At 37.0% G+C, this 24259-nt stretch carries 21 protein-coding genes; all 21 read left to right on the plus strand.

All coding sequences use genetic code 11. The annotated features are described in order from the left end of the window. Positions 1-3: 3 nt before the first annotated feature. The 21 genes from FW778_RS19355 (at position 4) to FW778_RS19455 (ending at position 22879) form a co-directional block, all read left to right on the plus strand. On the plus strand, positions 4-846 hold the full coding sequence (locus FW778_RS19355; protein WP_150416507.1) for a class I SAM-dependent methyltransferase: 843 nt from the start codon (positions 4-6) through the stop codon (positions 844-846). Between the two features lie 4 nt (positions 847-850). Continuing rightward, positions 851-1882 carry a hypothetical protein gene (locus FW778_RS19360; protein WP_150416508.1) on the plus strand — a complete coding sequence of 344 codons (1032 nt, stop codon included), beginning with the start codon at positions 851-853 and terminating at the stop codon, positions 1880-1882. Positions 1883-1935: 53 nt separating this feature from the next. Next, complete coding sequence (locus FW778_RS19365; protein ID WP_202552360.1) at positions 1936-2730, plus strand: glycosyltransferase family 2 protein; 795 nt, start codon at positions 1936-1938, stop codon at positions 2728-2730. Positions 2731-2811: 81 nt separating this feature from the next. Next, a complete protein-coding gene (locus FW778_RS19370) occupies positions 2812-4443 on the plus strand; it encodes a methyltransferase domain-containing protein (protein ID WP_150416509.1) in 1632 nt (543 codons plus the stop codon). A 28-nt stretch (positions 4444-4471) separates the two neighbouring features. Next, positions 4472-5605 (plus strand): glycosyltransferase family 4 protein, encoded by a 1134-nt coding sequence (locus tag FW778_RS19375; RefSeq protein ID WP_150416510.1) that lies wholly within the window; start codon positions 4472-4474, stop codon positions 5603-5605. 98 nt (positions 5606-5703) lie between these two features. After that, positions 5704-5880: a glycosyltransferase family A protein gene (locus FW778_RS23795; protein WP_150416537.1), complete on the plus strand. Its 177-nt coding sequence runs from the start codon at positions 5704-5706 to the stop codon at positions 5878-5880. A 242-nt stretch (positions 5881-6122) separates the two neighbouring features. Further along, entirely contained in the window at positions 6123-6983 is an 861-nt protein-coding gene (locus FW778_RS19385; protein ID WP_202552362.1) for an FkbM family methyltransferase, read from the plus strand. After that, on the plus strand, positions 6980-7813 hold the full coding sequence (locus FW778_RS19390) for an O-fucosyltransferase family protein (protein WP_150416512.1): 834 nt from the start codon (positions 6980-6982) through the stop codon (positions 7811-7813). Before FW778_RS19385 ends, FW778_RS19390 begins: the two co-directional genes overlap by 4 nt. Before the next feature lie 105 nt (positions 7814-7918). Beyond that, complete coding sequence (locus FW778_RS19395) at positions 7919-9025, plus strand: glycosyltransferase WbsX family protein (RefSeq protein ID WP_150416513.1); 1107 nt, start codon at positions 7919-7921, stop codon at positions 9023-9025. Positions 9026-9091: 66 nt separating this feature from the next. Further along, positions 9092-10147, plus strand: coding sequence for a glycosyltransferase family 2 protein (locus tag FW778_RS19400; RefSeq protein ID WP_150416514.1), 1056 nt, complete (start codon positions 9092-9094; stop codon positions 10145-10147). A 76-nt stretch (positions 10148-10223) separates the two neighbouring features. Beyond that, a complete protein-coding gene (locus FW778_RS19405) occupies positions 10224-11057 on the plus strand; it encodes a glycosyltransferase family 2 protein (protein ID WP_150416515.1) in 834 nt (277 codons plus the stop codon). Between the two features lies 1 nt (position 11058). Next, positions 11059-11991, plus strand: coding sequence for a glycosyltransferase family 2 protein (locus FW778_RS19410; RefSeq protein WP_150416516.1), 933 nt, complete (start codon positions 11059-11061; stop codon positions 11989-11991). Between the two features lie 35 nt (positions 11992-12026). Then, on the plus strand, positions 12027-12791 hold the full coding sequence (locus FW778_RS19415) for an FkbM family methyltransferase (protein ID WP_150416517.1): 765 nt from the start codon (positions 12027-12029) through the stop codon (positions 12789-12791). Positions 12792-12835: 44 nt separating this feature from the next. Then, complete coding sequence (locus FW778_RS19420) at positions 12836-13870, plus strand: hypothetical protein (protein WP_150416518.1); 1035 nt, start codon at positions 12836-12838, stop codon at positions 13868-13870. Then, positions 13867-15108, plus strand: a complete 1242-nt coding sequence (locus FW778_RS19425) for a glycosyltransferase family 4 protein (RefSeq protein WP_150416519.1) — start codon at positions 13867-13869, stop codon at positions 15106-15108. The genes FW778_RS19420 and FW778_RS19425 overlap by 4 nt, the downstream gene beginning before the upstream one ends. Positions 15109-15172: 64 nt before the next feature. Beyond that, complete coding sequence (locus FW778_RS19430; protein WP_150416520.1) at positions 15173-16150, plus strand: hypothetical protein; 978 nt, start codon at positions 15173-15175, stop codon at positions 16148-16150. A 48-nt stretch (positions 16151-16198) separates the two neighbouring features. After that, positions 16199-17119 carry a glycosyltransferase family 2 protein gene (locus FW778_RS19435; protein WP_150416521.1) on the plus strand — a complete coding sequence of 307 codons (921 nt, stop codon included), beginning with the start codon at positions 16199-16201 and terminating at the stop codon, positions 17117-17119. A 48-nt stretch (positions 17120-17167) separates the two neighbouring features. After that, complete coding sequence (locus tag FW778_RS19440) at positions 17168-18391, plus strand: glycosyltransferase (protein WP_150416522.1); 1224 nt, start codon at positions 17168-17170, stop codon at positions 18389-18391. Positions 18392-18417: 26 nt separating this feature from the next. Continuing rightward, a complete protein-coding gene (locus tag FW778_RS19445) occupies positions 18418-19245 on the plus strand; it encodes a hypothetical protein (RefSeq protein WP_150416523.1) in 828 nt (275 codons plus the stop codon). Then, a complete protein-coding gene (locus tag FW778_RS19450; protein WP_150416524.1) occupies positions 19242-20408 on the plus strand; it encodes a glycosyltransferase family 4 protein in 1167 nt (388 codons plus the stop codon). The genes FW778_RS19445 and FW778_RS19450 overlap by 4 nt, the downstream gene beginning before the upstream one ends. A 1445-nt stretch (positions 20409-21853) precedes the next feature. Then, a complete protein-coding gene (locus FW778_RS19455) occupies positions 21854-22879 on the plus strand; it encodes a CgeB family protein (protein ID WP_150416525.1) in 1026 nt (341 codons plus the stop codon). Positions 22880-24259 lie beyond the last annotated feature (1380 nt).

A 24259-nucleotide genomic window follows, 5' to 3' on the forward strand; every position in this document is an offset into this window, starting at 1 on the left:
AAAATGAAATATCTTAACCTCGGTTGTGGAGTGCATTATTCAGCAGAGAAGGAATGGACAAATATTGATTTTCACAAGACAGGAGAATCCGTAATTGCCTATAACCTTTTAAAGGGAATTCCATTTGAAGATAGAAGTTTTGACCTGGTGTATCATTCACATGTGCTGGAACATTTTTCGAAAGATGACGGGGAAAAAATGATAACAGAATGTTTAAGGGTTTTAAAGCCGGGAGGGACCATAAGAGTGGTAGTGCCGGATTTAGAAAGAATCGCAGCAGATTATTTAAAAAGCCTAAATGAAGCACTTACTAATTCCACAGATGAAGTATGTAAGGCAAATCACGAATGGATGATAATCGAGATGTATGACCAATTTACGAGAAGTCAATCCGGCGGAAACATGGGTAAATACCTTTACCAGGATGTGATAATAAATGAGGACTTCGTTTTCAACAGGATTGGAGAAGAAGGAAAGTCTATAAGGACACAATTCATAGCTTCTAAAAAGATGCAAGCTATAGAGGAACCCGGAAACGTAAAAAAAGGCAAGTCACAAAGTATACGTGCAAGATTAAAAGATAAAATAAACAAATACCTGATAAAGAAATTGGAAATTGATGAAACTGCATTGAGATTGGGTAAATTTAGATTGGGTGGCGAAGTACATCAATGGATGTATGACCGGTATTCCATCAGCAATTTATTGCTAAGTAAGGGAGGAAAGAATATAAAAATCCGTGATGCTTTCACAAGCTACATTGATAACTGGGCTGATTATAATATCGATGGCAGTCAAAATATAGTTCGTAAACCTGACTCGCTTTTTATCGAAGCTGTTAAATAATTTAATGTTTTTCTTCACTACATATTTCGATAAAAATTATCTTACAAGAGGCCTTGTATTATACGATTCACTAAGAGAACATTACAGCCAATTTGAATTATACATTTTATGTCTCGATGAATTTACTTTGGAATTTTTTCAAAAGAACGGCACACGCTACCCCGAAATAAAAACACTTTCGCTGGCGGAGATAGAGGCTTCAGATACTGAGTTAAAAGCTTGTAAAACAAACAGGAGTTTAATAGAGTACTACTTTACCCTAAGCCCCTGTCTTCCGTTATTTATATTAAATAAATATAAACTGGCCCATATTTGTTCTCTAGATGCTGATATCCTGTTTCTCGATTCGCCAAAAAGTTTATTTGACAATTTAGAACAACATTCAATTGTGATAACGCCGCACAAATTCTCTAAGCAAATTGAGCATTTTAAAACATTTGGTATTTACAATGTAAGTTTCCAAATATTTAAGAATAATGAAACGGGAATTAGATGTTTGCAATTTTGGCGAAGTCAATGTATTGAATGGTGTGGCGACTCTTTCGATGAAAAAAACAACCGCTATGCAGACCAGAAATACCTCGATAATTGGACCGAGTTATATCCCGGTGAAGTAAAGGTATTGGATGACAACGTGAGCGGTTTGGCTCCCTGGAATTTGAATAATTTTCAACTAACCAAAAGAGGAAATAAGTTTTATTCCAATAATGAGAGAATCATATTTTATCATTTTCATCATTTTAAGTTCTTTAATAATTACTGGGCATCTAATGGGCTGAATAAATACGGTGCAACAGCCAGTCCTGTAATTGCAAAACTTTATTTGAAGTATTGGAAGAAGCTGGAAAGATATAATGCCAGTTTATCGTTATCTATGGATCACTCGGTAAGATTTGCCCAGGCAAATAATTTATGGATAAAGTTGATGAATGAAAACTACGTTTATCTTAAGCTGGTAAACAATTATATTTTCTCTGTTCAGGTTAATACTTTACCTGGAATATTAAAAAAGCAATTAGCCAAGAGATATGCCTGATTTAATTTTGCTGCCCACCTTCACGGAGGCCAGGGGTTGCTTAACTGTAACTTTTGAAATTGCCTAAACTCTCCATCATAACAGTAAATCTTAATAACAAAGCGGGTTTGCAAAAAACTATGGAAAGTGTATTTGAACAAACATTTAAAGATTACGAATATATAATTATTGATGGCGGTAGTGAGGATGGAAGTAAAGAGTTAATTGAAACTCATTCAGATAAATTGTCATATTGGATTAGTGAGAACGATAACGGCATTTATAACGCAATGAATAAAGGGATAGTGAGGGCACAAGGTGATCTAATCATATTTCTTAACTCAGGTGATTACTATGTGTCAAATAATTTACTACTTTATGCATCAAAAAGAATTGACCCTGGTAAGGCAGATGTTTTTTTTTGCCGCTTTATATTTGACAACCCTGTAAGTAATATAATTGTGGTCTCTGACGATTCTGGTAATACCTATGATTGGGATTTACAAAATTCAAATTTCCCGCATCCGGGCACGTTCTATAAAAGAAGCGTTTTTTTAACAATTGGAGTGTTCGATGAGAACTATAAAATTTTGGGAGATTTTGATTGGAATGCAAAGGCATTGATTAATCATAGAGTTGCCTTTCAGTACGTCAATTTAATAACTGCGTTTTTTAGAGCGGATGGTGTTTCCAATGCAGCACATCACATGAATACATTTGAACACGAAAAGAATAAAATACTCAGTACTTATTTCCGACCCGCATGGTTATTTAAGTATATAAATAATCATAAGGATAAAATCTATGGCGCTTTGTTGGAGAAAGCCCTCGGTAAAATGTATAAAAAGAAATTAAATAGAGTTTATTAACTGGGAAATAGGATAGTCCGGTTTTTATTTATATAAATTTAGACATACAGCATACCGGGCTTTTCTTATAAATATTACATAATGGATTTTGCCTTTTGCACAATTATTACCTCTGACTATATTCATTACGCATTAGCACTTCATAAATCACTATTAGATTTTGGTAAGAATGTTAAACTTTATATTCTAATCTCCGATAGAAAGGAAATTGTACGTACAAAGATCGAAGAAAAATATCCAGGCATTTTTATACTTTATTCAGAAGACCTGTGTAATTCCGGTCTCGGTAAAAACATTTATGATAAATATCACGATACGGATATAACTGCTTTCAGGTGGAGTATGAAGCCGGTGTTGATCAATTATTTGCTGGAAGTAAAAGACTACCAAAAAGTAATTTACCTGGATGCAGATATTTACTTTTATAATGATTATAATTTTCTATTAAATGAGTTGGACAGTTATGATATATTGCTGACACCACATTGGCGCTCACGGGATCCACATACGGATTTAATTAATTTCAGATCCTTATATAAAGAGGGGATATTTAACGGCGGGTTTATTGGCGTAAACAAAAAGGGTATTGCCGCAATGGATTGGTTCGCAAAAGTCTGCGAATTCATCTGTATAAATGATCCGTCACAGGTAATGTACTATGATCAGCTTCACCTTAATATGTTGCCGGTTTATTTTGATAAAGTAGGTATTATAAAACATAAGGGATGTAATGTGGCTAACTGGAACATGATTGAATGCAAACGCTTACTCGATATAGACAAAAAAACAGTTTTAATAGCCAATGAATACCCGGTAGTATTCATTCATTTTTCAACAAGTACCGTTAATGGCATTATCAATGGGGAAGACCCTCTATTGTTGCCTTATCTCGATCAATATTATCTCGCGCTCAATCAATATTCGTCAGAAATAGAATTGATGGGAATAGAACTTCCTGGAATGGAAAATTCAAAAACCAGCAACAACAAGCCTGTTAAGGTCATTATTGAATCGGTAAGGGCTGAGCATCAGAAAAGCCTTTCTAAAGAGTTTACCCTTGATTACTATTCCAACATCGCTATTTTAAATGCTATGAAAAGATTTTCCAACTATTTCAAAGGAAATCTTTTAAACATGGGTCCGGGTGATGAAAACCGAAAAGCACATATCCTTCAAAATTGTTGGGTTACCGGATTTAATGAACTGGATGTAGAGAAAGCCTGGCAATTTAACGCGTCAACAAAGTCCAAAACCTTATGGAGCGGCATTCAAATACCTTATGGGGATAACTTATTTGATACAGTGCTGGGAGTAGATATCTTACAAAATTGTGCGAGGCCCGAAATATTTTTTAAAGAAGCAAACCGGGTGATGACGCAGAAAGGCGTTTTCTTTTTTACGATTCCTTACTTATATCCGTTAGATGAAAGCGATAAGAACAGGTATACTATATTTTCTCTAAAAAGACAATTGCAGGAAGCTGGTTTTGTAAATACAGATATCAGTGCAACCGGGGGATGGCATGCATCAATGGCCCAGATGCTGGCCTTATGGGTTACAAGATCATCGATAAGTGATAAACGAAAAAAAATATTGTCGGCTATATTAAAGCCACTCATTAAATACCTGGTGAAACTTGAGAAGTATACTAAAGTGGATTTAGACAAGCGCCCTATGGTAACCGGATTATGTGGAGTTGCATTTAAGCCCTGATACTTACCAGTAATTATATAACTATTTCTTGAAAATACTTTTTATTTCGCATGATGCTTCATTAACCGGAGGATCTGTTCTATTGTTGAATTTAATAAAATTATTAAACGAGCCAGGTATTTATGAATCAACGGTTTTATTCAGGAAAGGAGGGCCGATGGAACCTGATTTTGCAAAAGTTGCGAGGACATTTTTATGGGATCAACCTGTAGTACCCGAAACAACAAAAAGAAAGAAAATTATCAGAAGACTTCGGAATAGACACATAGGCAATGATGAGCATAATAGTGAAATATTAGAAGAGGTGAGAAAAGCCGATGTGATCATCAACAATACGATTACTAATGGGGAATTATTAGAAACCATTTTAAAAGATTTTAACGGTAAAGTATTTAGTTACATTCATGAACTTGAAATGGCTTCTGTTCGCTTCGCTACTCCGCGGGGAATTAAGCTGACACTTGATTTATCTGATAAATTAATCGTTCCCTCTGAAGCAGTTAAACATCATTTGCATAGCAAGTATGCAATAGATGTCAAAAAAATCGTGCCTTTGTCTTATTATATACACAATAAAGGAACGGGTAAAAATGAGGTGCCGCATAAAAAGCAAAACGAATTAATTGTTGGCGGTTGCGGTACGCTTGATTGGAGAAAGGGCATAGATATATTCATAGGTGTTGCCCGTCGTTTATTGTCCGCAGATTTACTTCAGCATTTTGTTTTCAGATGGAAAGGAGCTAATATTAATAGTAGTGAGTATGCTCAATGCCTTTATGATATTGAAAAAGCAGGATTAAGTAACAGCATTACATTAATGAGCGCAGACACTGAAATGGATTCATTTTATAACAACATTGATATTTTCTTTCTATCATCCAGGGAAGACCCTTATCCTTTAGTTGTTTTGGAGGCAGCTTCTTTTGGTAAGCCTACGGTTTGTTTCAGCAATGCGGGTGGAGCACCGGAATTTGTACAGGAAGATGCGGGAAGTGTAGTTCCCTACCTCGATATATCTGCAGTCGTAGCTATTTTATTGGAATATAAAAGTAATCCGGAAATGGTTTTGGAAAAGGGGCAAAAGGCAAAATGCCGGGTGCAGGAGATGCATCAAACCCAATCGGCAATACTTCAACAATTTGATCAGATAGTAAATAATTAGTTCTTTTTTTATGTCAATTCGCCCCCCTTGCATTTTATCTTCCGCAATTTCATCCAAATAACGTAAACAAACGAGCTGGCCTTTAAAGAAATTCAGGTATTGAAAATGCAAGCTCTGATTATTTGGCATTCTTAGATGCTGATAATTATTTTCTTCCTGATCGCTTCAGGGCAGAAAGGGAGTTATTCAGGACGAAGCCAAATATTGATGGCGTTTATGGAATGATAGGACAGATTAAGGCAAACCCTTTTCAAAGTTGTTTCAGGCCTTTTTAATGATTGAAAAGTTACAAGTATGTGGCAAAGGTTTTTTTAAATTATTTTGGTTTAGTTTAACCAATAGGTTGTTCCTTAGTAAAGCCATCTCTTTTCGTCCGGAATGCTTACATGTATTGAACAAGAAATTAGTTTGGTATTGTATCAATTTTAAGGAGCAAATTCAGCAAAGACTATATAATAGTGATACAAATTCCTTAATCTTTGATGACTTTTTTTATAAGACTTAAATGCAAACATCTTTGAAGAAATTAATTAAAAAAGCATTTAACCTAGTTGGGCTTGAAATAGTAAACCTGAATGCATTTACTAACTACCAAAAAGTACAAGCATTAAAGCTGAATGAAAATACTGAATTAAAATATGCTCTTGACAGGCTTACATTTATAGTTAGAAATATCAGGTATAAAAAATCAAACAATCTGGATTCGTATGATTTCTTTAAATATGCAATTGATAAATTAATAGTATCTAAGTCTCAATTATTCCAGGACCTTTTTGTTCTTTACTGTTTAAATAATAAAAAGAATGGATTTTTTATTGAATTTGGTGCAGCAGATGGAATTGTTTATAGTAATTCATTCTTACTCGAAAATGAATACCAATGGAACGGAATCCTTGCGGAACCTGCCGTTATCTGGAACACAAAATTAAAAGAAAATAGAAATTGTTTTATTGACAACAGGTGTGTTTGGTCAAAATCAGGTGAAGTTCTAAACTTTAATGAAACAAGTATCGCCGAATATTCGACAGTCGATATATTTACTAATTCTGATTCTAATTATGGCTCCCGAAAAAATAAGCAAACTTATAAAGTCAAAAGTATAACATTAAATGATTTGCTTAAGGAGCATAATGCACCATTTGACATAGATTATTTATCAATTGATACGGAAGGGTCGGAGTTTAACATACTCGATGCTTTTGATTTTTCCCGGTACAAAATAAAAATAATTACAGTTGAACACAATTACACTCCAAACCGGGAAAGCGTATTTAAGTTATTAACTGAAAAAGGCTATACACGGGTATTTACTTCAATAAGTTTATTCGATGATTGGTATGTTATGGATTCAATAAATGATGTTTTAAAAAATAGATGATAATAGTAAAGCCATTAGCTGGTTTATGTAATCGGATGAGGGTGATCAATTCATGTATCTCTTTACAAAACAGAAATTCGAATGCAGGAGAAATCCAAATGATATGGGAAAAAAATGAACTGTTGAACTGTGATTTCAGTGATATCTTTCAACCAATTAAAAATATTAAAATAATAAGATCACATCCGGCTCTTACTCATTTTTTGCACTATCATAATAACCGTACATTACCCTTAAAATCAAGGATTAAGAAAAATATACTGTATTATAGTTTGCTAAATTATAAACTCTATGATAACGATATTATTTTGCCATTCAGATTTCAGGAAGAATACTGGGATACGGCTAAACATAATTTTGTAATAAATACTTATTCTGAATTTTATGATTCGCAAAAGTTTAATAATTATCAGGCATTTAAACCAGTTGATCAATTACAATCCTTAATCAACAGCCAGGTAAAAAAATTTACTAAAACAACAATTGGTGTACATATTCGCAGAACCGACAATATCGAATCTATTAAAAAAAGTACCACAAAATTATTTATAAATGCGCTTGCTGACATTTTAGAAAAAGATAGTAATCAATTATTTTATTTGGCTACTGATGATTTGGAAGTTGAAAATCTACTTAGAAAAAGATTTGAAAAATATATAATTACACAGGAAAATAAAGATTTTAGGAGAGGAACAAAAAAAGGGATACAAGATGCTTTAGTAGATTTATATACATTGAGTAGAACGAAAAAAATAATTGGATCTTATTATAGTTCTTTTAGCTGGACAGCATCATTTCTAAATCGGATACCAATGCAAATCATTGAATAAATATTATTGCATTAGTAAACCTCCAGCTTTAAATAATGGCGTGAACTCCATTTTAAAAAAGATTACCAAAGCATTCCAAACTGATTAAAACCTGAGAATTATTTCATGCAATCTATCCGCCCTTTAGCAGTCTATCTTCCGCAATTTCATCCTATACCGGAGAACGATCAATGGTGGGGGAAAGGTTTTACTGAATGGACGAATGTAACAAAGGCAAAGCCATTATTCAAAAAACACTGGCAGCCACGATTGCCTGCTGATCTGGGTTTTTATGATTTGAGAGTAGCTGAAGTAAGGGAGGCCCAGGCCATGCTGGCTAAGGAGTACGGGATTTATGGATTTTGCTATTGGCATTATTGGTTTGCTGGAAAACGTATCATTGAAAGGCCTTTCACGGAAGTAGTGAAGAGTGGAAAACCTGACTTTCCATTTTGCGTAGCATGGGCCAACCAAACATGGGCAGGTACCTGGCATGGATTATCAAATAACCAAACCCTTATTGAACAAACATACCCCGGAGTGGAAGATTATACTGCACATTTCTATTCATTATTAGAAGCTTTCGCAGACAAAAGATATATAGAAGTAAATGGAAAAAAACTCGTGTTTATTTTCAGCCCGATGGAAATACCTGATTCACGTAAATTTATTGAAACCTGGCAAGAACTTGCTATTAAAGAAAACCTTGGAGGGATTCATTTTGTAGGGATGCATATGGGGAAAGAATGGGTGCCCGAACTTATGGGGTATGATGCAATGTTACATGGCTTTCTTGAAATAATGAAATACAAGAATTATACATTCAAAGAAAAAATACAAAGATATTTCCATGGAACGAATACATTAAAGTTGATTGACAAAAAAAGGCCTGACCTTATTTCCTATCCAAAATACGTAGAAAGATATCCGGATCACCAGCTAAAAGCAAATGAATACCCTTGGATTTATAGTGACTGGGACAATACACCCCGGACAGGAACAAATGGTTGGCTCTTTGAAGGTTCGACTCCTGAGCTTTTTGGAGAGCTTTGTACAAAAGCCTTCGAAGCTACCGCAAATAAGGTGAAGGACGAAAAAATCGTGATTTTAAGATCATGGAATGAATGGGCAGAAGGTAATTACCTCGAGCCGGATCATAAATTTGGGACCGCTTACCTCGAAGCTTTTAGGACAAGCCTTATCAATTATGATAATGAAGTATCTATAATTTAATTCGAGCAAAAAGTCTTTCGAATATCAATTTGATAGTACTGGTAGGGAATTATAGGGCTACTTTTTATGAATACGGATTTAGATAATAATATTTCAATCATTATTCCCGTTTATAACGCTGGATCTTTTGTTTCAAAAGCTGTTGAGTCTGCACTGATTCAACCTGAAGTTAAGGAGGTAATTTTAATCGAAGATGGCAGTCGGGATAACTCGCTGGATATATGTACTCAATTAGCAGCCAACTATGAAAAAGTAAGGCTGTTTAAACATCCCGGTAATGCAAATAAAGGAGCGGGTCTATCCCGTAATTTGGGCATTGAGGGTGCAACAGGAGATTATATAGCATTTTTAGACGCGGATGATTATTTTCTTCCGGATCGATTCATGGCTGAAAGGGAACTATTTAAAAATAAGCCAAATATTGATGGTGTGTATGGAGCTTTAGGGTTTCACTTTTATTCGGAGCAGGATAAAAACAGATTTCCCGAGCTGCAAACCGGCAACCTCACAACTATGCCAGGCAAAGTTCCTCCGGAAGAATTATTTTTATCGCTGCTTTGGCTTCACCCAAAAGTGAATGGTTATTTTTCAGTTGACGCGCTTACAGTAAAGAGAAACATTTTTCTTGGAAAAACCCCACTGTTCAATGATTTGAAATTACATGAAGACACCGTTTTTCTTTTGCAGCTTGTATCGAATTGTATGATCGAGCCCGGGATTTTAGATAGGCCCGTTGGCATAAGAGGAGTTCATGGCCATAACAGGATAACTAAAAATCCCGAAAATTCACAAAGCAGGCTTTTAATGTGGAAATACCTGTATGACTGGTCGGCTAAGGCGTCAAAAAATAAATATCTCCAAAAGTGTTTTGAAGCCTATGTGGTATCAGAAAAAATAAAACATGTGAAGCGGATACCGGCCCTCAAGCTTTTTATTACTCATAGCTTTTCAAACAGGTATTTTCTAACGATGGGTGTTTGTTTTAATCCATCCTGCCGAATAGCCTTAGGTAATTTTTTTGCAGGGGGGATACTATTTCTAAAAGTCAGGATACAGGCTCGTTTTTTTAAAAACAATTCTTTTATAAGAAACTATAGAAGTTATCTGATCCAAAAACATTAACATTAGCCACTGGCACGTAGTAAAAAATTAATGACTGCTTTCAATATCTTGCTGGGCATAAAATCAATAACTTTTTATGCCACCATCTGAAGCGAGCCTTGTTTCAGTTATAGTACCCTGTTATAATTATGCCCATTTTTTACGTGAAGCGTTGGACAGTGTTATGGCACAAGGCTACCAAAATTGGGAATGTATTATTGTGAATGATGGTTCCCCAGACAATACTGAAGAGGTTGCCCTGGAATATTGTAAAAAAGACCAGAGAATCAAATATTTCTGCAAAGAAAATGGAGGACATTCATCTGCGAGAAATTTTGGTATTAAAAACTCCCTGGGGAAATATATTCTTCCGTTAGACCCTGATGATAAGATCGCCAATTATTTTTTAGAGCAAGCAGCTAACGTTCTAGATAACAATCCAACTGTAAAAATTGTCTGTTTCGAAACACAGTTATTCGGTGAATCAAATCAGATAATTAAAATGCCCGATTATGATTTACGTTCTCTGCTAATAGTAAATTATTTAGTGAATACCTGCATGTATCGTAAAAAGGACTTTGAACAGACTAAAGGTTACGATGAATCAATGCTCGGTTTTGAGGATTGGAATCTATGGATTAATATTTTAAAATCAGGTGGGTCAGTTATTGAACTTCCATCGATTGGTTACTACTATAGGAAAAAAGACGTTTCCGTTTTCAATCTATTTTTAAAAGATAAAAAAAGGGTATTCAGAGATCTATTGACGTTATATAATAACCATGTAGATGTTTATGAAAAATATTTTGATTCGCCTATAACACTAATCCAGGAAAATGAAAAGATGAGAAGAGTCATTAATGCCTACCACCAAACGAGAACATATAAATGGGGAAAGAAATTTTATAAATTAAAATCTTTGTTTAAATAAGATGAACTGCAGGACTGGACCTTTGGTATCAATAATTATACCCTGTTATAACGTTGCCGGTTTTGTTGAGAAAGCCATCAATTCAATACTATCACAAACATATTACGAGCTTGAAATCTGGATTATTGACGATGGTTCCACTGACGATACTTTGGAAAAAATAAAAGCATTTAAAGATGACAGAATTAAAGTGGTATCATTTAAAAAGAATACAAAAAAAGTAGGAGCTGTAAATGAAGTTTTGAAAAAAGTGAATGGACAATATATTGCCTTCCAGGATGCAGATGATTGGTCAGAACCCGAAAGAATAGAAGTGCAACTAAAAGAATTTACCAAAGATGCTGCTTTAGGTATCTGTTTTACTAACTATCGATATGTAGGAAAAAAAACGATTGCCTCATGCAAAATTGCATTAACTAATGAAGAGTTAAGAAATGAATTTCTACACTATACTTATAAAAGACAACCTGGAACAGCTCCAACTATTTGCGCCACTATGATGATTTCTAAAGCATCATTGGATAAAACGGGTGGCTATAATCCCTATTTTGCCGGTAGGGTAGCGGAAGATATTCAGTGGATATACCGGATATTGAAAGAGTTTAAAGGAATTACAATTGATAAGGTCTTATATAATTATTCTGTGAGAGCGGGGTCATTAACAGAAATATCCTCGACCGGGAGAAATGTAAAATCCTCTTATTCCGTTCAATTATTATCTAAGATTATAAAAAAGGACATACAAGAAGGTATTGATATACTTAGCCCGGAAAACGCATCGGAACTAAAATTATTGGAACTGGAGGCTTGTGAAGACGCACTCGCAGAAAGTATACATGCATTAAATGAAACAAAGGCGCTTTATAAAGGCAGTATGAGCTTTAAATTGGGGCAATTTATTTTACGTCCACTACAATTATTAAAAAGAAGGTAATATTAAATAATGATAACGCCGAATAGAATAATTGTATGAGAAGTTTCTTCTCAAAAAAATATGATGGGCTATTGATGCGTTTAAAATATTCTACTTTAGGGATATTTTATCTTAAAAGCTCTGACATCCGGATTCCAAATGAACTTAAGATCAACGGACGCTTTAAAAGAATGAATTTCCTGGATCGAACCCATAAATTCTTTTCCTATGAATTCAGGGAAATTTGCATTAACGATTGTTATCAGCTGCATCTTTTAAAGCGCCAATTGAATAAAGTAGAAAATATTATTGATATTGGCGCGAACCAAGGGCTGTTTACAATTGCTGCAAGACAACAATTTCCAAAAGCAAACATCTCGTGTTATGAACCGAATAAGGAACTTCAAAATGTATTGGATTATAATTTAAAACAACTAAATGCGGAAGTTTGGTATGAGGCCGTAACAAAAGAAGATTGTAAGGTGGAACTGGAATTTGGAGAGACGGACTTGCAGAACAAGACTAAAGTTTCTTTAAATGGTGAGATACCGGGGACTGCTTTCAGGAGAGTAATAAAAAAAGCCGGTGGAAGCGTTGATCTTTTAAAACTGGATTGCGAAGGTGCAGAATGGGCATTATTTGAAGATGAAGATAGCTGGCAAAAAATCAGGGGGTTGACTATGGAATATCATCTTTGGGCAAGGGATGGCAGTTCCTTTAATGACATTAAGACAATATTGGAAAAATTGAATTTTAAAATACTCAGTCATAACCCTCTTTCAGATTCTTTTGGAATTATAGCCGCTATTAAAAAGAGCTAAGTATTGTATTTGATGGTACCTGCAAAAAAAAGTACTCCTTACGAATGAAAATTGCCATTCTAACAAGACCCGACTATAGAAGTCCACGCGTATTGGCAGAAACACTCAAGCCTCAATTACAACAAACGAGCGTTTCTATCGAGATATTTTATGATATAAACTTTCTAAACCGCCTCGTGAGTTACCGGGACAGCAAGCTCAGTTTACATTTTTGGTTGAAAGAAAAATTGTTCAATTACATCAGTGATAAAATAGTAATTAAAAAACTGGGGAAGTTCGACGCAGTCGTTATTAGTGAATGCAGCCCGAATGGATTTGTAAAAAGTCTGTATAATGTTGAGCGGTTTAAGAAGATCTATAGGAATCCGGTTCTGTATTATGAAGTGTACTACCTGGGGAATGCTCCCTCTCAAATTAACAAATTAAGGAAGTCAGGTGATGCTGTGATGAACAGGTATGACCTGCATCTATCCGTATCAGAAATAACGGAGATCCGGCAACAGCCTTCAGGTAATTGGTTTAATATCGGGCTGTATGCAAAATCATGGAATTTAACACCAGTGCCCAAAAAGGAAATGATTGCCATAATAGATTTTGAACATCCGGGTTACGAAACATATAGGCAAATGCAGATTAGCGCTTTGCAAAAGGTGGGCATTAAATATATTTCTTTAGAAAAATCTTATTCTATAGAAGAGATAAGAAGCATTTACCAGCAGGGTTCTATTTACTTTATGCAATCCCCTGAAGCTTTCGGGCTGCCGATATTGGAATGCCTTTGTTGCGGTAATCAAATATTTACACATTCACACACCTGGCCTATGTCCTGGAGATTACATAGCAATCCTGGGTTCCCTGAAAATGATGTTTTGCCGGAATGTTTTACTGTTTGCAGCGATGAAGAGGAACTGGTAGAGAACTTAAGCAAGTTTAAAAAAAACTATCATCCCTCGGAAACACCTCAAAAAGTATTTCAAAACTTTATCCGGCATTATCCCTCTTTTTATCATGGTAATGAACATGAATTGCAAAGGCTCTTGAATGTTTTAAAAGCAGGAAGAATGGGGGATAATTCATGAAAAGAGTATTAATAATTGTTCCCTTTGAAAAAATTTACCCGCCCATCAATGGTGGGATGCAAAGGTTTTTTCATATCATTCACCAGTTGGCGATACATGCTGAATTGACGCTTATTACCAAACAGGAAAAGGCTGAATTTTTACTGGCAAAAGATGAATATCCGGCTATTGAAAATGTAAACATTCTCAGCACGAAAGATGCTCCAAAGCCAAAAGATATTTTCAATCTGTTACCGGAGAAACTACAGAAAGCATTGAGATACCGATGGTATAAAAAAAATATAAAAGGGCCTGCAGATGGCGACTATCTTGACTATTACCCTATCGTAAAAGAATTGCTTCAGAAAGAAAAATTCTACACGGTTATTTTAGAAAGCCCTGCGACCCTGAATGCGGCCAGCCTTATCAGGAAGTATGATAAAAAAGCGAAGATCATTTTTGATGCCCATAATGTGAATACCAATTTAGACGCCGCTTTCCTGGAAAAAAAAGAAATCAGTTCAGCAAGATACCTGAATACCAGGAGAGTGGAGAGTGAGTTATATAAAACAGTGGATGGCGTGCTGGCCTGCAGTAAAAAAGATAAGGATGATTTTGACAGTTTAAACGACGGAAAACTGGCCATATCGGTAATTCCTAACGGAGTTACCGTAAACGATAAATTGTGCGATGCAGGGGTAAGATCAGAAAATCCGGAACATATTCTCTTTTGCGGTTATTTAAGTAGCAGGCCAAACAGTGAAGGCCTTTACTGGTTTTACCGTTCAATATGGCCCATGGTGCAAAAAGCGTATCCTCAATTGAAATTACTGGTTGTTGGAAGCGGTAAGCTGCCCGCGGAAATGAATGATTTATTAAATGACGAGGGTTTGATCTTTACGGGAAGCGTGGAGGATGTGAAGCCCTATTATAGCCAGTCGGCAATTTCAATAGTTCCGTTAAAAACAGGTAGTGGTACCAGGTTGAAAATACTGGAAGCAATGAGTTTTGGTGTGCCGGTGGTATCTACCTCTCAAGGCGCCGAGGGAATAGATTATACGAACGGATTTGATATTATAATAGCCGATGAGGAGCAGTTGTTCGCAGAGCAAATCATTCACTTATTAAAAGATAACGAACAAAGATTAATGATACAAAAAAATGCCAGGGCCCTGGTAGAGAGAAAATATGATTGGAATATAATTGGCCACGAATTATTGGAAGTGATAAATTTAATTGATATAAAACGGGCGGTTTAAGAAATAATTAGTCAATAGTTTCCAGGACTTACATAAATTTAGAATTATTAACGACGCTTTTCTTATGGGGAAGGAAATTGATTCGAATGAGATGGAACCAGGTAGTAAGGATATTTCAATTGTAGTTTTTGCTAACAGGAAGGATTTTTTCCTTACAAAATTGTGCATTACCAGTATCCGGTTATATTACCCGGATGTTCAAATTTTACTTGTGAAGGACAAACTAAACGGAGACTTTAATACAAGGCGTTTACGAAAAGTTCATAATGTGGAAATTTTGGATTTAGGTAAAAAATATTATGGTTGGGGAGCTGCAAAAATTCATTTCTTATTAAAAGATAATTTACCTAAAAGGCGTTATTTATGTTTGGATTCTGATATTGTTTTTGTCGGCAGGGTATTAACGAAAATCCAAAATACTAAAGGTGATTTTGTTTTTAATCCACACTATTTAAGTCAGCCGTTTTCAAGAGACGCCATAGACATTTATTTTGACCCTGACACTGCAAAAGAAAGCTACCCGGGTTATGAATATCCCGGGTATTTTTTCAATGCAGGTCAAACGGTCGTTACACCAGGTTTACTTAAAGAATGCATGCTAAGTACGACTTTTCAAACCAGGAGGTATCCTTATTATTTAAAAACGTTTCGATGTGCTGACCAGCCCATTCTGAATATGGTAATGCCTGTTCTGAAGAAAGAGCAAAATGTAGAAATGAATGCTGTCACCTATATGATTTTAAGTCCCCAGTTTTTTTTGGACAGCACGAATAATGACTTCGAAAAGTTCATAAATGGCGAAACGGAGATTATGGTTCATTATGCGGGCGATACCCGAAACAATGATCTTGACAAAATGAGAGGGAATATGTTGCTTAAAGGAATAAAAAAAGAGTATCACTTAAAATTATCCCGTTTTTCCAGGCTGCTTGATACCTGGCAGGATAAGATATGTGCTCATCAAAAAATTAATAGAATTCTTTACCTGCGTAACAGGATTTGGATAGAATTGATGAATAAAATTAAATACTACAATTATTGATTTCGCTTTTTATTGGCAGGTTTTATTCTTGTAGGAATTACTGAGCAGATGAAAATTGCCGCACAACCGGGTATAAGTGTTTTAATGACCGCGTTCAACCGGGAGAAATTTATAGCAGAAGCAATAGAGAGTGTGCTGGCATCCGGGTACGAAAATTTTGAATTGATTATTGTAGATGATAAATCCTCTGACAACACTGTTTCCATTGCGAGGAGATATGAATTAACGGATGACCGTGTGAAGGTGTATACGAATGAAACTAATCTGTCTCAGTTCCCAAATCGCAATAAAGCGGCATCACTCGCAAGGGGAAAATATATTAAATATGTTGACTCTGATGATATGATTTATCCGTGGAGCCTTGAATATTGTGTTGAAATGATGGAGAAGTATCCCGGGGCAGGAATGGGTATTTTATATACGAAAAATAAAATTGATAGGGAATATCTCAATCCGGCAGAAACGATTCAAAAAAATTTCTTCGAGAGCAGCATTCTGAATATTGGCCCGGTGGGAACTATTTTGAATAGGGAACTGTTTGAAAAGGCGGGCTATTTCAATTCAAATTATGGTGTGCCGTCTGACATGTATTGTAACCTTAAGATGGCCTCTCTTTACCCGACTGTGCTGCTTAACAAAGATTTCTTCTTTTACCGGGTACATGAAGGACAGGAGTTTAATAACAGGTACAGCTACTTATGTTATAACTATAAATACTTATCGGATGCAATTAACCTGCCTGGATTTCCATTGAGCACTAAGCAGAAAAGATTTTTACTTCATAAGGCGGAATGTTATTACGTAAAGGATCTCCTGGTGTATTTAAAAAATACAAAGAAATTAAAAAGTACAATAGCGGCATTTTCTGTATCCGGGATGAATACGTTTAAGTTACTTAGGGGACTCTCAAATCTCGTCCTGGCAAAATGTGGTTTTCAAAAATTTAAACCCGTTGACAGCGGGATATAAATGGTTCAACCGAACTATTGAGCATATTTAATAGTTGGTAAAGAAATAGTGGGCATAAAAATTTTATTGGTTACAGGAAATTATTTACCGGGTAGAAGCGGGGGAATTGAAAATTATACTCACTGGCTTGCCGGTATTTTGCAGCAACATCATTTTGAAGTGGAAATAGCAGCTTTGAAACTCGTTGAACGGAAAGATTATGTTTATGAAGGAATCAAAGTAAATTATTTGAACAATAGCTTGTCAGTCCTGGAGAGCCTGATAAAAGATGGAGATTTTGATATTTGTCATTTTCATGAATATTCTGAATATGGAGGTATTGAAATTCCATGGTTTGCAATGGCAAAGGAGTATTGTAAAAAAGTATACTTTACATTTCACCTGCCTTATTTAACCTGCTACAAAGGTGATTTCAGGTACATGGGTATAAGAGATTGTAACAACTTTTCTTCAATGGCAAGATGTGTAGAATGCGTGTTTGCAACGAAACTGGGTTATAAGGACACTTCCCGTTTTGATATTTATAACACTGGAATTAAGATGCTCACCCGTTTAATAAAAAAGAGCGGCAGGATCAAACTGGTACAGACTAAATTTCAATCAAAAAAAAATGCCCTGGAAGAATTAATTAAAACCTGCGACACTATCTTTATTTATGGTGCATGGTTTAAAAGAATATTAAATGAAAATGGGTATCATTCTCCCACACTCAGGGAAATTCCACACATAACTAAAATGACTTCTGAAGTTTCGAAAGTAAATGATTGGAGCCTTAAAAAGAAGATATTATTTGTGGGAAGAATAGAGGAAGTAAAAGGCCTTCATTTACTCTGTAATGCCATGGCTTTGATTCCGGAGGCTGCAATTGCGTTAGATGTATTTGGAAATATAGTGGATGAAAGCTACTACAAGAGCTGTAAAGAAAACTTTAATTTCAATTACAGGGGAGCAGTACCACGTGTTGAATTACTAAATAAATACAGGGAGTATGATTTTTTAATTCTACCAAGTGCATTTACCGAAATGTATTCTTTAGCATTAAGGGAGGCCTTTGATGAGGGATTACCTGTTATTGTATCTGCGGCAAAAGGGAATAAAGATGTAGTTGATGAAGGAATGAACGGATTTATTTTTGAGTATGATAATTACAAGGACCTTGCAAATGTTATTGTGAAAGCATATAAGCTAAAAGAAGAGGGGTGGAAGCCGGTATTTAAGACAACTAACCTTCCTGAACAGGATATTGAAGAAATAATTTCTTATTACCGTTGATTTTTATTCTTGCAATTATTTAAAAGATGCTTGGCTTTATAGTACCTATTAAACCAAAACAATATTCCAAAAACTGGAACCTGGACAATGCGATCCTTGAAAGGACGGTGAAGTCGATATGCAACCAGAACTCACAGGATTTTAAATTAATTATTGTTTATACGGATAAGCCTGAGATTAGTTTTTCACATCAGAACCTTAATTATGTACATTTTCCTTATGCGGATGTACCGGTTAATGATATTGAGGACTGGGAAGACCGGAAACAATGGTACACCCCGGTATTCGCGGAAAGGATGATGGACAAATCCCGGAAGATCATCCTGGGATGTAAGACGGCGAAATCTCTTGGTTGTACCTATTTGATGGGGGTAGATAGTGATGACCTGGTATCTTGTAAATTATGCTCCTTTATAAAAGACTACCCGGAAAAAAACTGTGCCGGGTGGAGAATAGCCCGTGGTTATGTTTATGAAGAAGATGCGATGGTTGCCGTTAAAAATAAAAGAATCTGGGAAATGAACGGGAGTGTCCACATCATCAGGGCCGACCTGGTTAATATTCCTGATTTTGACTCCAATTTCAGGTTGTTTGATTACAGCTTATTCCAGAGCCATGTTTATACCTATCAGCGGTTAATAGACTTTCATCAAGAGAAATTAGCGGCGGTTCCATTCTATGGAGTTGTATACCTTATTCATAAAAATAATTACTCAAAAGTGAGGGAAATAATCTCGTCCAACACTTTTAAACTGTTTATAAAAAAAATACTCCGGGGGAAATTAGTAACCAGGAAATTAAGGGATGAGTTTGGTTTATACCCTTTAAAAAATAGTGTTAACCGCGGAAATTGAAACCCAAAATATCTTACTACTTAAGTCATCCGATCCAATATTTTTCTCCACTGCTTAGAGAGATGAGCGAGGAATTTGATCTGCACGTTTATTATTTTTCTGACGCAAGCATCAGGGGAAATGTAGATGTTGGATTTGGACAGCCGGTAAAATGGGATATCCCTTTGTTGGAAGGTTATTCGGCTACCTTTCTTAAAAATATCTCGGGAAGAAAATCACTATCAAACAGGATTTGGGATGTTGTCAATCCTTCCGTGGTAACCTCTTTATTTAAAAGGGACGCGTCCATTGTTATAGTTAATGGCTGGAGTTATTTTTCTAATTTACTCACTATTATAGCGGCGAAGATGCTGGGTAAGAAAGTCTGGCTGAGAGCCGAGAATCCCCTGCACCAGGAATTAAAAAAAAGTAGGAACGCCCTCCGGATTAAAGCAGTAATATTAAAGTACCTGCTTTTCCCTTTTATCGATAAGTTCTTATACATCGGTAAAGAGAGCAAACAATTTTTTGAATATTACGGAGTAAAACCCTCCCGGTTAGTGTACACGCCTTATGCGGTAGACAATGAATTGTTTCAAAAAGAATCCGCTTGTTTAAAAAATAAGGAATTGGTGAAACACCAGCTTGGGCTGCCACGGGAAAAGGATATCATATTGTTTACCGGGAAATATATTGAAAAGAAAAGGCCGCTTGATTTAATAAAAGCATTTCATTTGCTGAATGCATCGTCTGCGGTTTTAGTGATGGCAGGTGAAGGAGAATTGCGCAAAGAAATGGAAGTATACATTCATGAAAATGATATTAAGAACGTTATCCTGGCTGGTTTTATTAACCAATCTGAAATTGCAAGGTATTATGCGGCGGCAGACGTATTTGTGATGTGTTCAGGAATGGGGGAGACGTGGGGCCTCTCTGTAAATGAGGCGATGAACTTTGCTTTACCGGTTATAGTATCTAAAACCTGCGGCTGTGCTGAAGACCTGGTTCACGACAATAGTAATGGATTTTTGTACGAGGAACGGGATATAAAGGCGTTAAGTGACGGGATAAGAACGCTGCTGGAAAATGAAGAGTTACGGGGCAAATTCGGAAATGCTTCGTTGAAGATCATCAATGATTTTTCAATACAGCATATTGTTCAAAATATGAAAGCGGCTATTTGATGTATTGCGGGGAGCCAAATGGAGAAGATTGCCGCGGCGCACCAGGTCTTTTCAAATTGCAACTTTTGTTATGCGCCTCGCAATGACGTAAACAACGGGCTTCAAGTCCTTAAATGAGCAGATTACCATTGGTAGCGTCATTTGCTGTAGAAGCCCCACGGATGCCAATCGCTGCTACGTCATTGCTGTAGAAGCCCCATGGATGCCAATCGTTTAGAGAATTTTAATGGCGACGCGGCAATCTCCTAATTAGAACAAGGATTGTCTTCTTAAGGAGCAGATTGCCATTTGCTACGTCATTGCGAGGAGCTAAGTGGATGTCAAACGTTTAGAGAATTTTAATGGCGACGCGGCAATCTCCTAATTAGAACAAGGATTGTCTTCTTAAGGAGCAGATTGCCATTTGCTACGTCATTGCGAGGAGCTAAGTGGATGTCAAACGTTTAGAGAATTTTAATGGCGACGCGGCAATCTCCTAATTAGAACAAGGATTGTCTTCTTAAGGAGCAGATTGCCATTTGCTACGTCATTGCGAGGAGCTAAGTGGATGTCAATCGTTTAGAGAATTTTAATAGCGACGCGGCAATCTCCTAATTAGAACAGGGATTGTCATCTTAAGGAGAAGATTGCCATTTGCTACGTCATTGCGAGGAGCTAAGTGGATGTCAATCGTTTAGAGAATTTTAATAGCGACGCGGCAATCTCCTAATTAGAACAGGGTTTGCCTTCTTAAGGAGCAGATTGCCGCGGCGCACCCAATCTTTTCAAAATGCAACTTTTGTTATGCGCCTCGCAATGACGTAAACAACGGGCTTCAAGTCCTTAAATGAGCAGATTACCATTGGTAGCGTCATTGCTGTAGAAGCCCGTGGATACCAATCGCTATGACGTCATTGCGAGGAGCTAAGTGGATACCAATCGTTTAGAGAATTTTAATAGCGACGCGGCAATCTCCCGGTTACCGTCATTGCGAGGAGCCAAGTGGATGCTAATCAGTTAGGAAATGTTAATGGCAACGCGGCAATCTTTCAATTACCACAGTCTCCGCCCAACTAACAGATTGCCACGGCGCACCCAATCTTTTCAAAATGCAACTTTTGTTATGCGCTTCGCAATGACGTAAACAAGGGGCTTCAAGTCCTTAAATGAGCAGATTACCATTGGTAGCGTCATTGCTGTAGAAGCCAGGTGGATACCAAGCGCTGTGACGTCATTGCGAGGAGCTAAGTGGATGTCAAACGTTTAGAGAATTTTAATAGCGACGCGGCAAGCTCCTAATTAGAACAGGGTTTGCCTTCTTAAGGAGCAGCTTACCGCGGCGTACCAGATCTTTTCAAAATGCAACTTTTGTTATGCGCCTCGCAATGACGTAAATAACGGGCTTGCCGGTTCTGAAATTTTAAACTATTAATTAGCGCCTGTTTTTCCTTTACGTTCAGAAAGTTTTGGTTAAAACTATTTTATATATCGGGAGTTTAAATGAATCTGGTAATTCATTTGGCAGGTATAAGACATTGAAAGCAATGGGAAACGAGGTGACGGGCATAGATACAGACGCCTATGTTTACGGTGGTTTATTTGATAAGTTTCACCACCACCTGAATGTGGGGCCGGGGATCCTTGCCTTAAATAAGAAGGTATTGCAAACCATTGAAGAGGTTACTCCGGAAATTATATGGGTGGATAATAAACCATTCCTTCAATCCCGGGCATTAAAAAAGATAAGGAGCAAATGGCCCGGAATAAAAATAATTAACCTGGTAACCGATGACCCGACCGGCAAATACAAAAATGCCTGGCGGCTGTGTTTACGCACTGCAAAATATTACGACTTCCATTTTGTTCAACGTGCAGTCAATATTCCTGAATTGAAAAAATACGGCGCCAAACGGGTGGAAATATGTTACCGCTCTTATGATCCTTCCCTACATAGGGTCGTTTCATTAAATGCAGCAGATCTGAAAAAATACAAAACGCCGGTTGGCTTTATAGGAACACACGAAAGCTATCGGGAGGAATATATTGTTCATCTTATAAAAAATAAAATTCCCGTAAGCATCACAGGCAATGACTGGCAACATGCAAAGCAGTGGGATGTTATAAAACCCCATTACAAGGGTCCGTCAGTGTATGGCAATGCCTATATTAAAACGATTAATGGTTTTGATATCGCGTTACATTTTTTAAGGCATACCAACAGGGATGAGCAGGATAGCAGGACGTTCGAGATACCTGCCTGCGGTACTTTTATGCTTGCGGAAAAAAGCGGGGTGCATTTGTCACTTTTTGAAGACGGTAAAGAAGCGGTTTTTTTCGAAACCAAAGAACAGTTGTTAGAAAAAATAAAATATTATTTAGAACACCCGGACGAAAGAAAGACTATTGCAAAAGCAGGGCATGAAAGGTGCACGTCAAGTGGCTACTCTCATGCTGCCAGGTTACAGGAAGTAATTGGTAAAATATTTACTTGAGGCCTGGTTGTTGGGGGCATGGAGCACCATAAACGTCATTGCCAGGAGGTAAGTCGATGCCAATCATGTAGAAATTTTAATAGCGACGCGGCAATCTCATAATTAGAACAGGGATTGTCTTCTTAATGAGCAGATTGCCGCGGCGCACCAGGTCTTTTCAAATTGCAACTTTTGTTATGCGCCTCGCAATGACGTAAACAACGGGCTTCAAGTCCTTAAATGGGCAGATTGCCGCGGCGCACCAGATCTTTTCAAATTGCAACTTTTGTTATGCGCCTCGCAATGACGTAAACAAAGGGCTTCAAGTTCTTAAACGAGCAGATTGCCGCGGCGCACCAGATCTTTTCAAATAGCAACTTTTGTTATGCGCCTCGCAATGACGTAAGCGACGGGCTTCAAGTTCTTAAATGAGCAGATTACCTATTTGCAACGTCATTGCTGTAGAAGCCCCGTGGATACCAATCGCTATGACGTCATTGCGAGGAGCTAAGTGGATGCCAATCGTGTAGGGAATTTTAATAGCGACGCGGCAATCTCATAACAGGGATTGTCTTCTTAAGGAGCAGATTGCCATTTGCTACGTCATTGCGAGGAGCTAAAGAGATGTCAAACGTGTAGGGAATTTTAATAGCGACGCGGCAATCTCATAATTAGAACAGGGATTGTCTTCTTAAGGAGCAGATTGCCGCGGCGCACCAGATCTTTTCAAATTGCAACTTTTGTTATGCGCCTCGCAATGACGTAAACAAGGGGCTTCAGGTCCTTAAATGAGCAGATTACCGCGGCGCACCAGATCTTTTCAAATTGCAACTTTTGCTATGCGCCTCGCAATGACGTAAACAAGGGGCTTCAAGTCCTTAAATTAGCAGATTGCCGCGGCGCATCAGATCTTTTCAAATTGCAACTTTTGTTATGCGCCTCGCAATGACGTAAACAAGGGGCTTCAACTCCTTAAACGAGCAGATTACCTATTTGCAACGTCATTGCTGTAGAAGCCCCGTGGATACCAATCGCTATGACGTCATTGCGAGGAGGTAAGTCGATGCCAATCATGTAGAAATTTTAATAGCGACGCTGCAATGTCCTAATTAGAACAGGGATTGTCTTCTTAGGGAGCAGATTGCCGCGGCGCACCAGGTCTTTTCAAATTGCAACTTTTGTTATGCGCCTCGCAATGACGTAAACAACGGGCTTCAAGTCCTTAAATGGGCAGATTGCCGCGGCGCACCAGATCTTTTCAAATTGCAACTTTTGTTATGCGCCTCGCAATGACGTAAACAAGGGGCTTCAAGTCCTTAAATGAGCAGATTGCCGCGGCGCACCAGATCTTTTCAAATTGCAACTTTTGTTATGCGCCTCGCAATGACGTAAACAAGGGGC

This window comes from Ginsengibacter hankyongi (assembly GCF_008710285.1).
Classification (GTDB): domain Bacteria; phylum Bacteroidota; class Bacteroidia; order Chitinophagales; family Chitinophagaceae; genus Ginsengibacter; species Ginsengibacter hankyongi.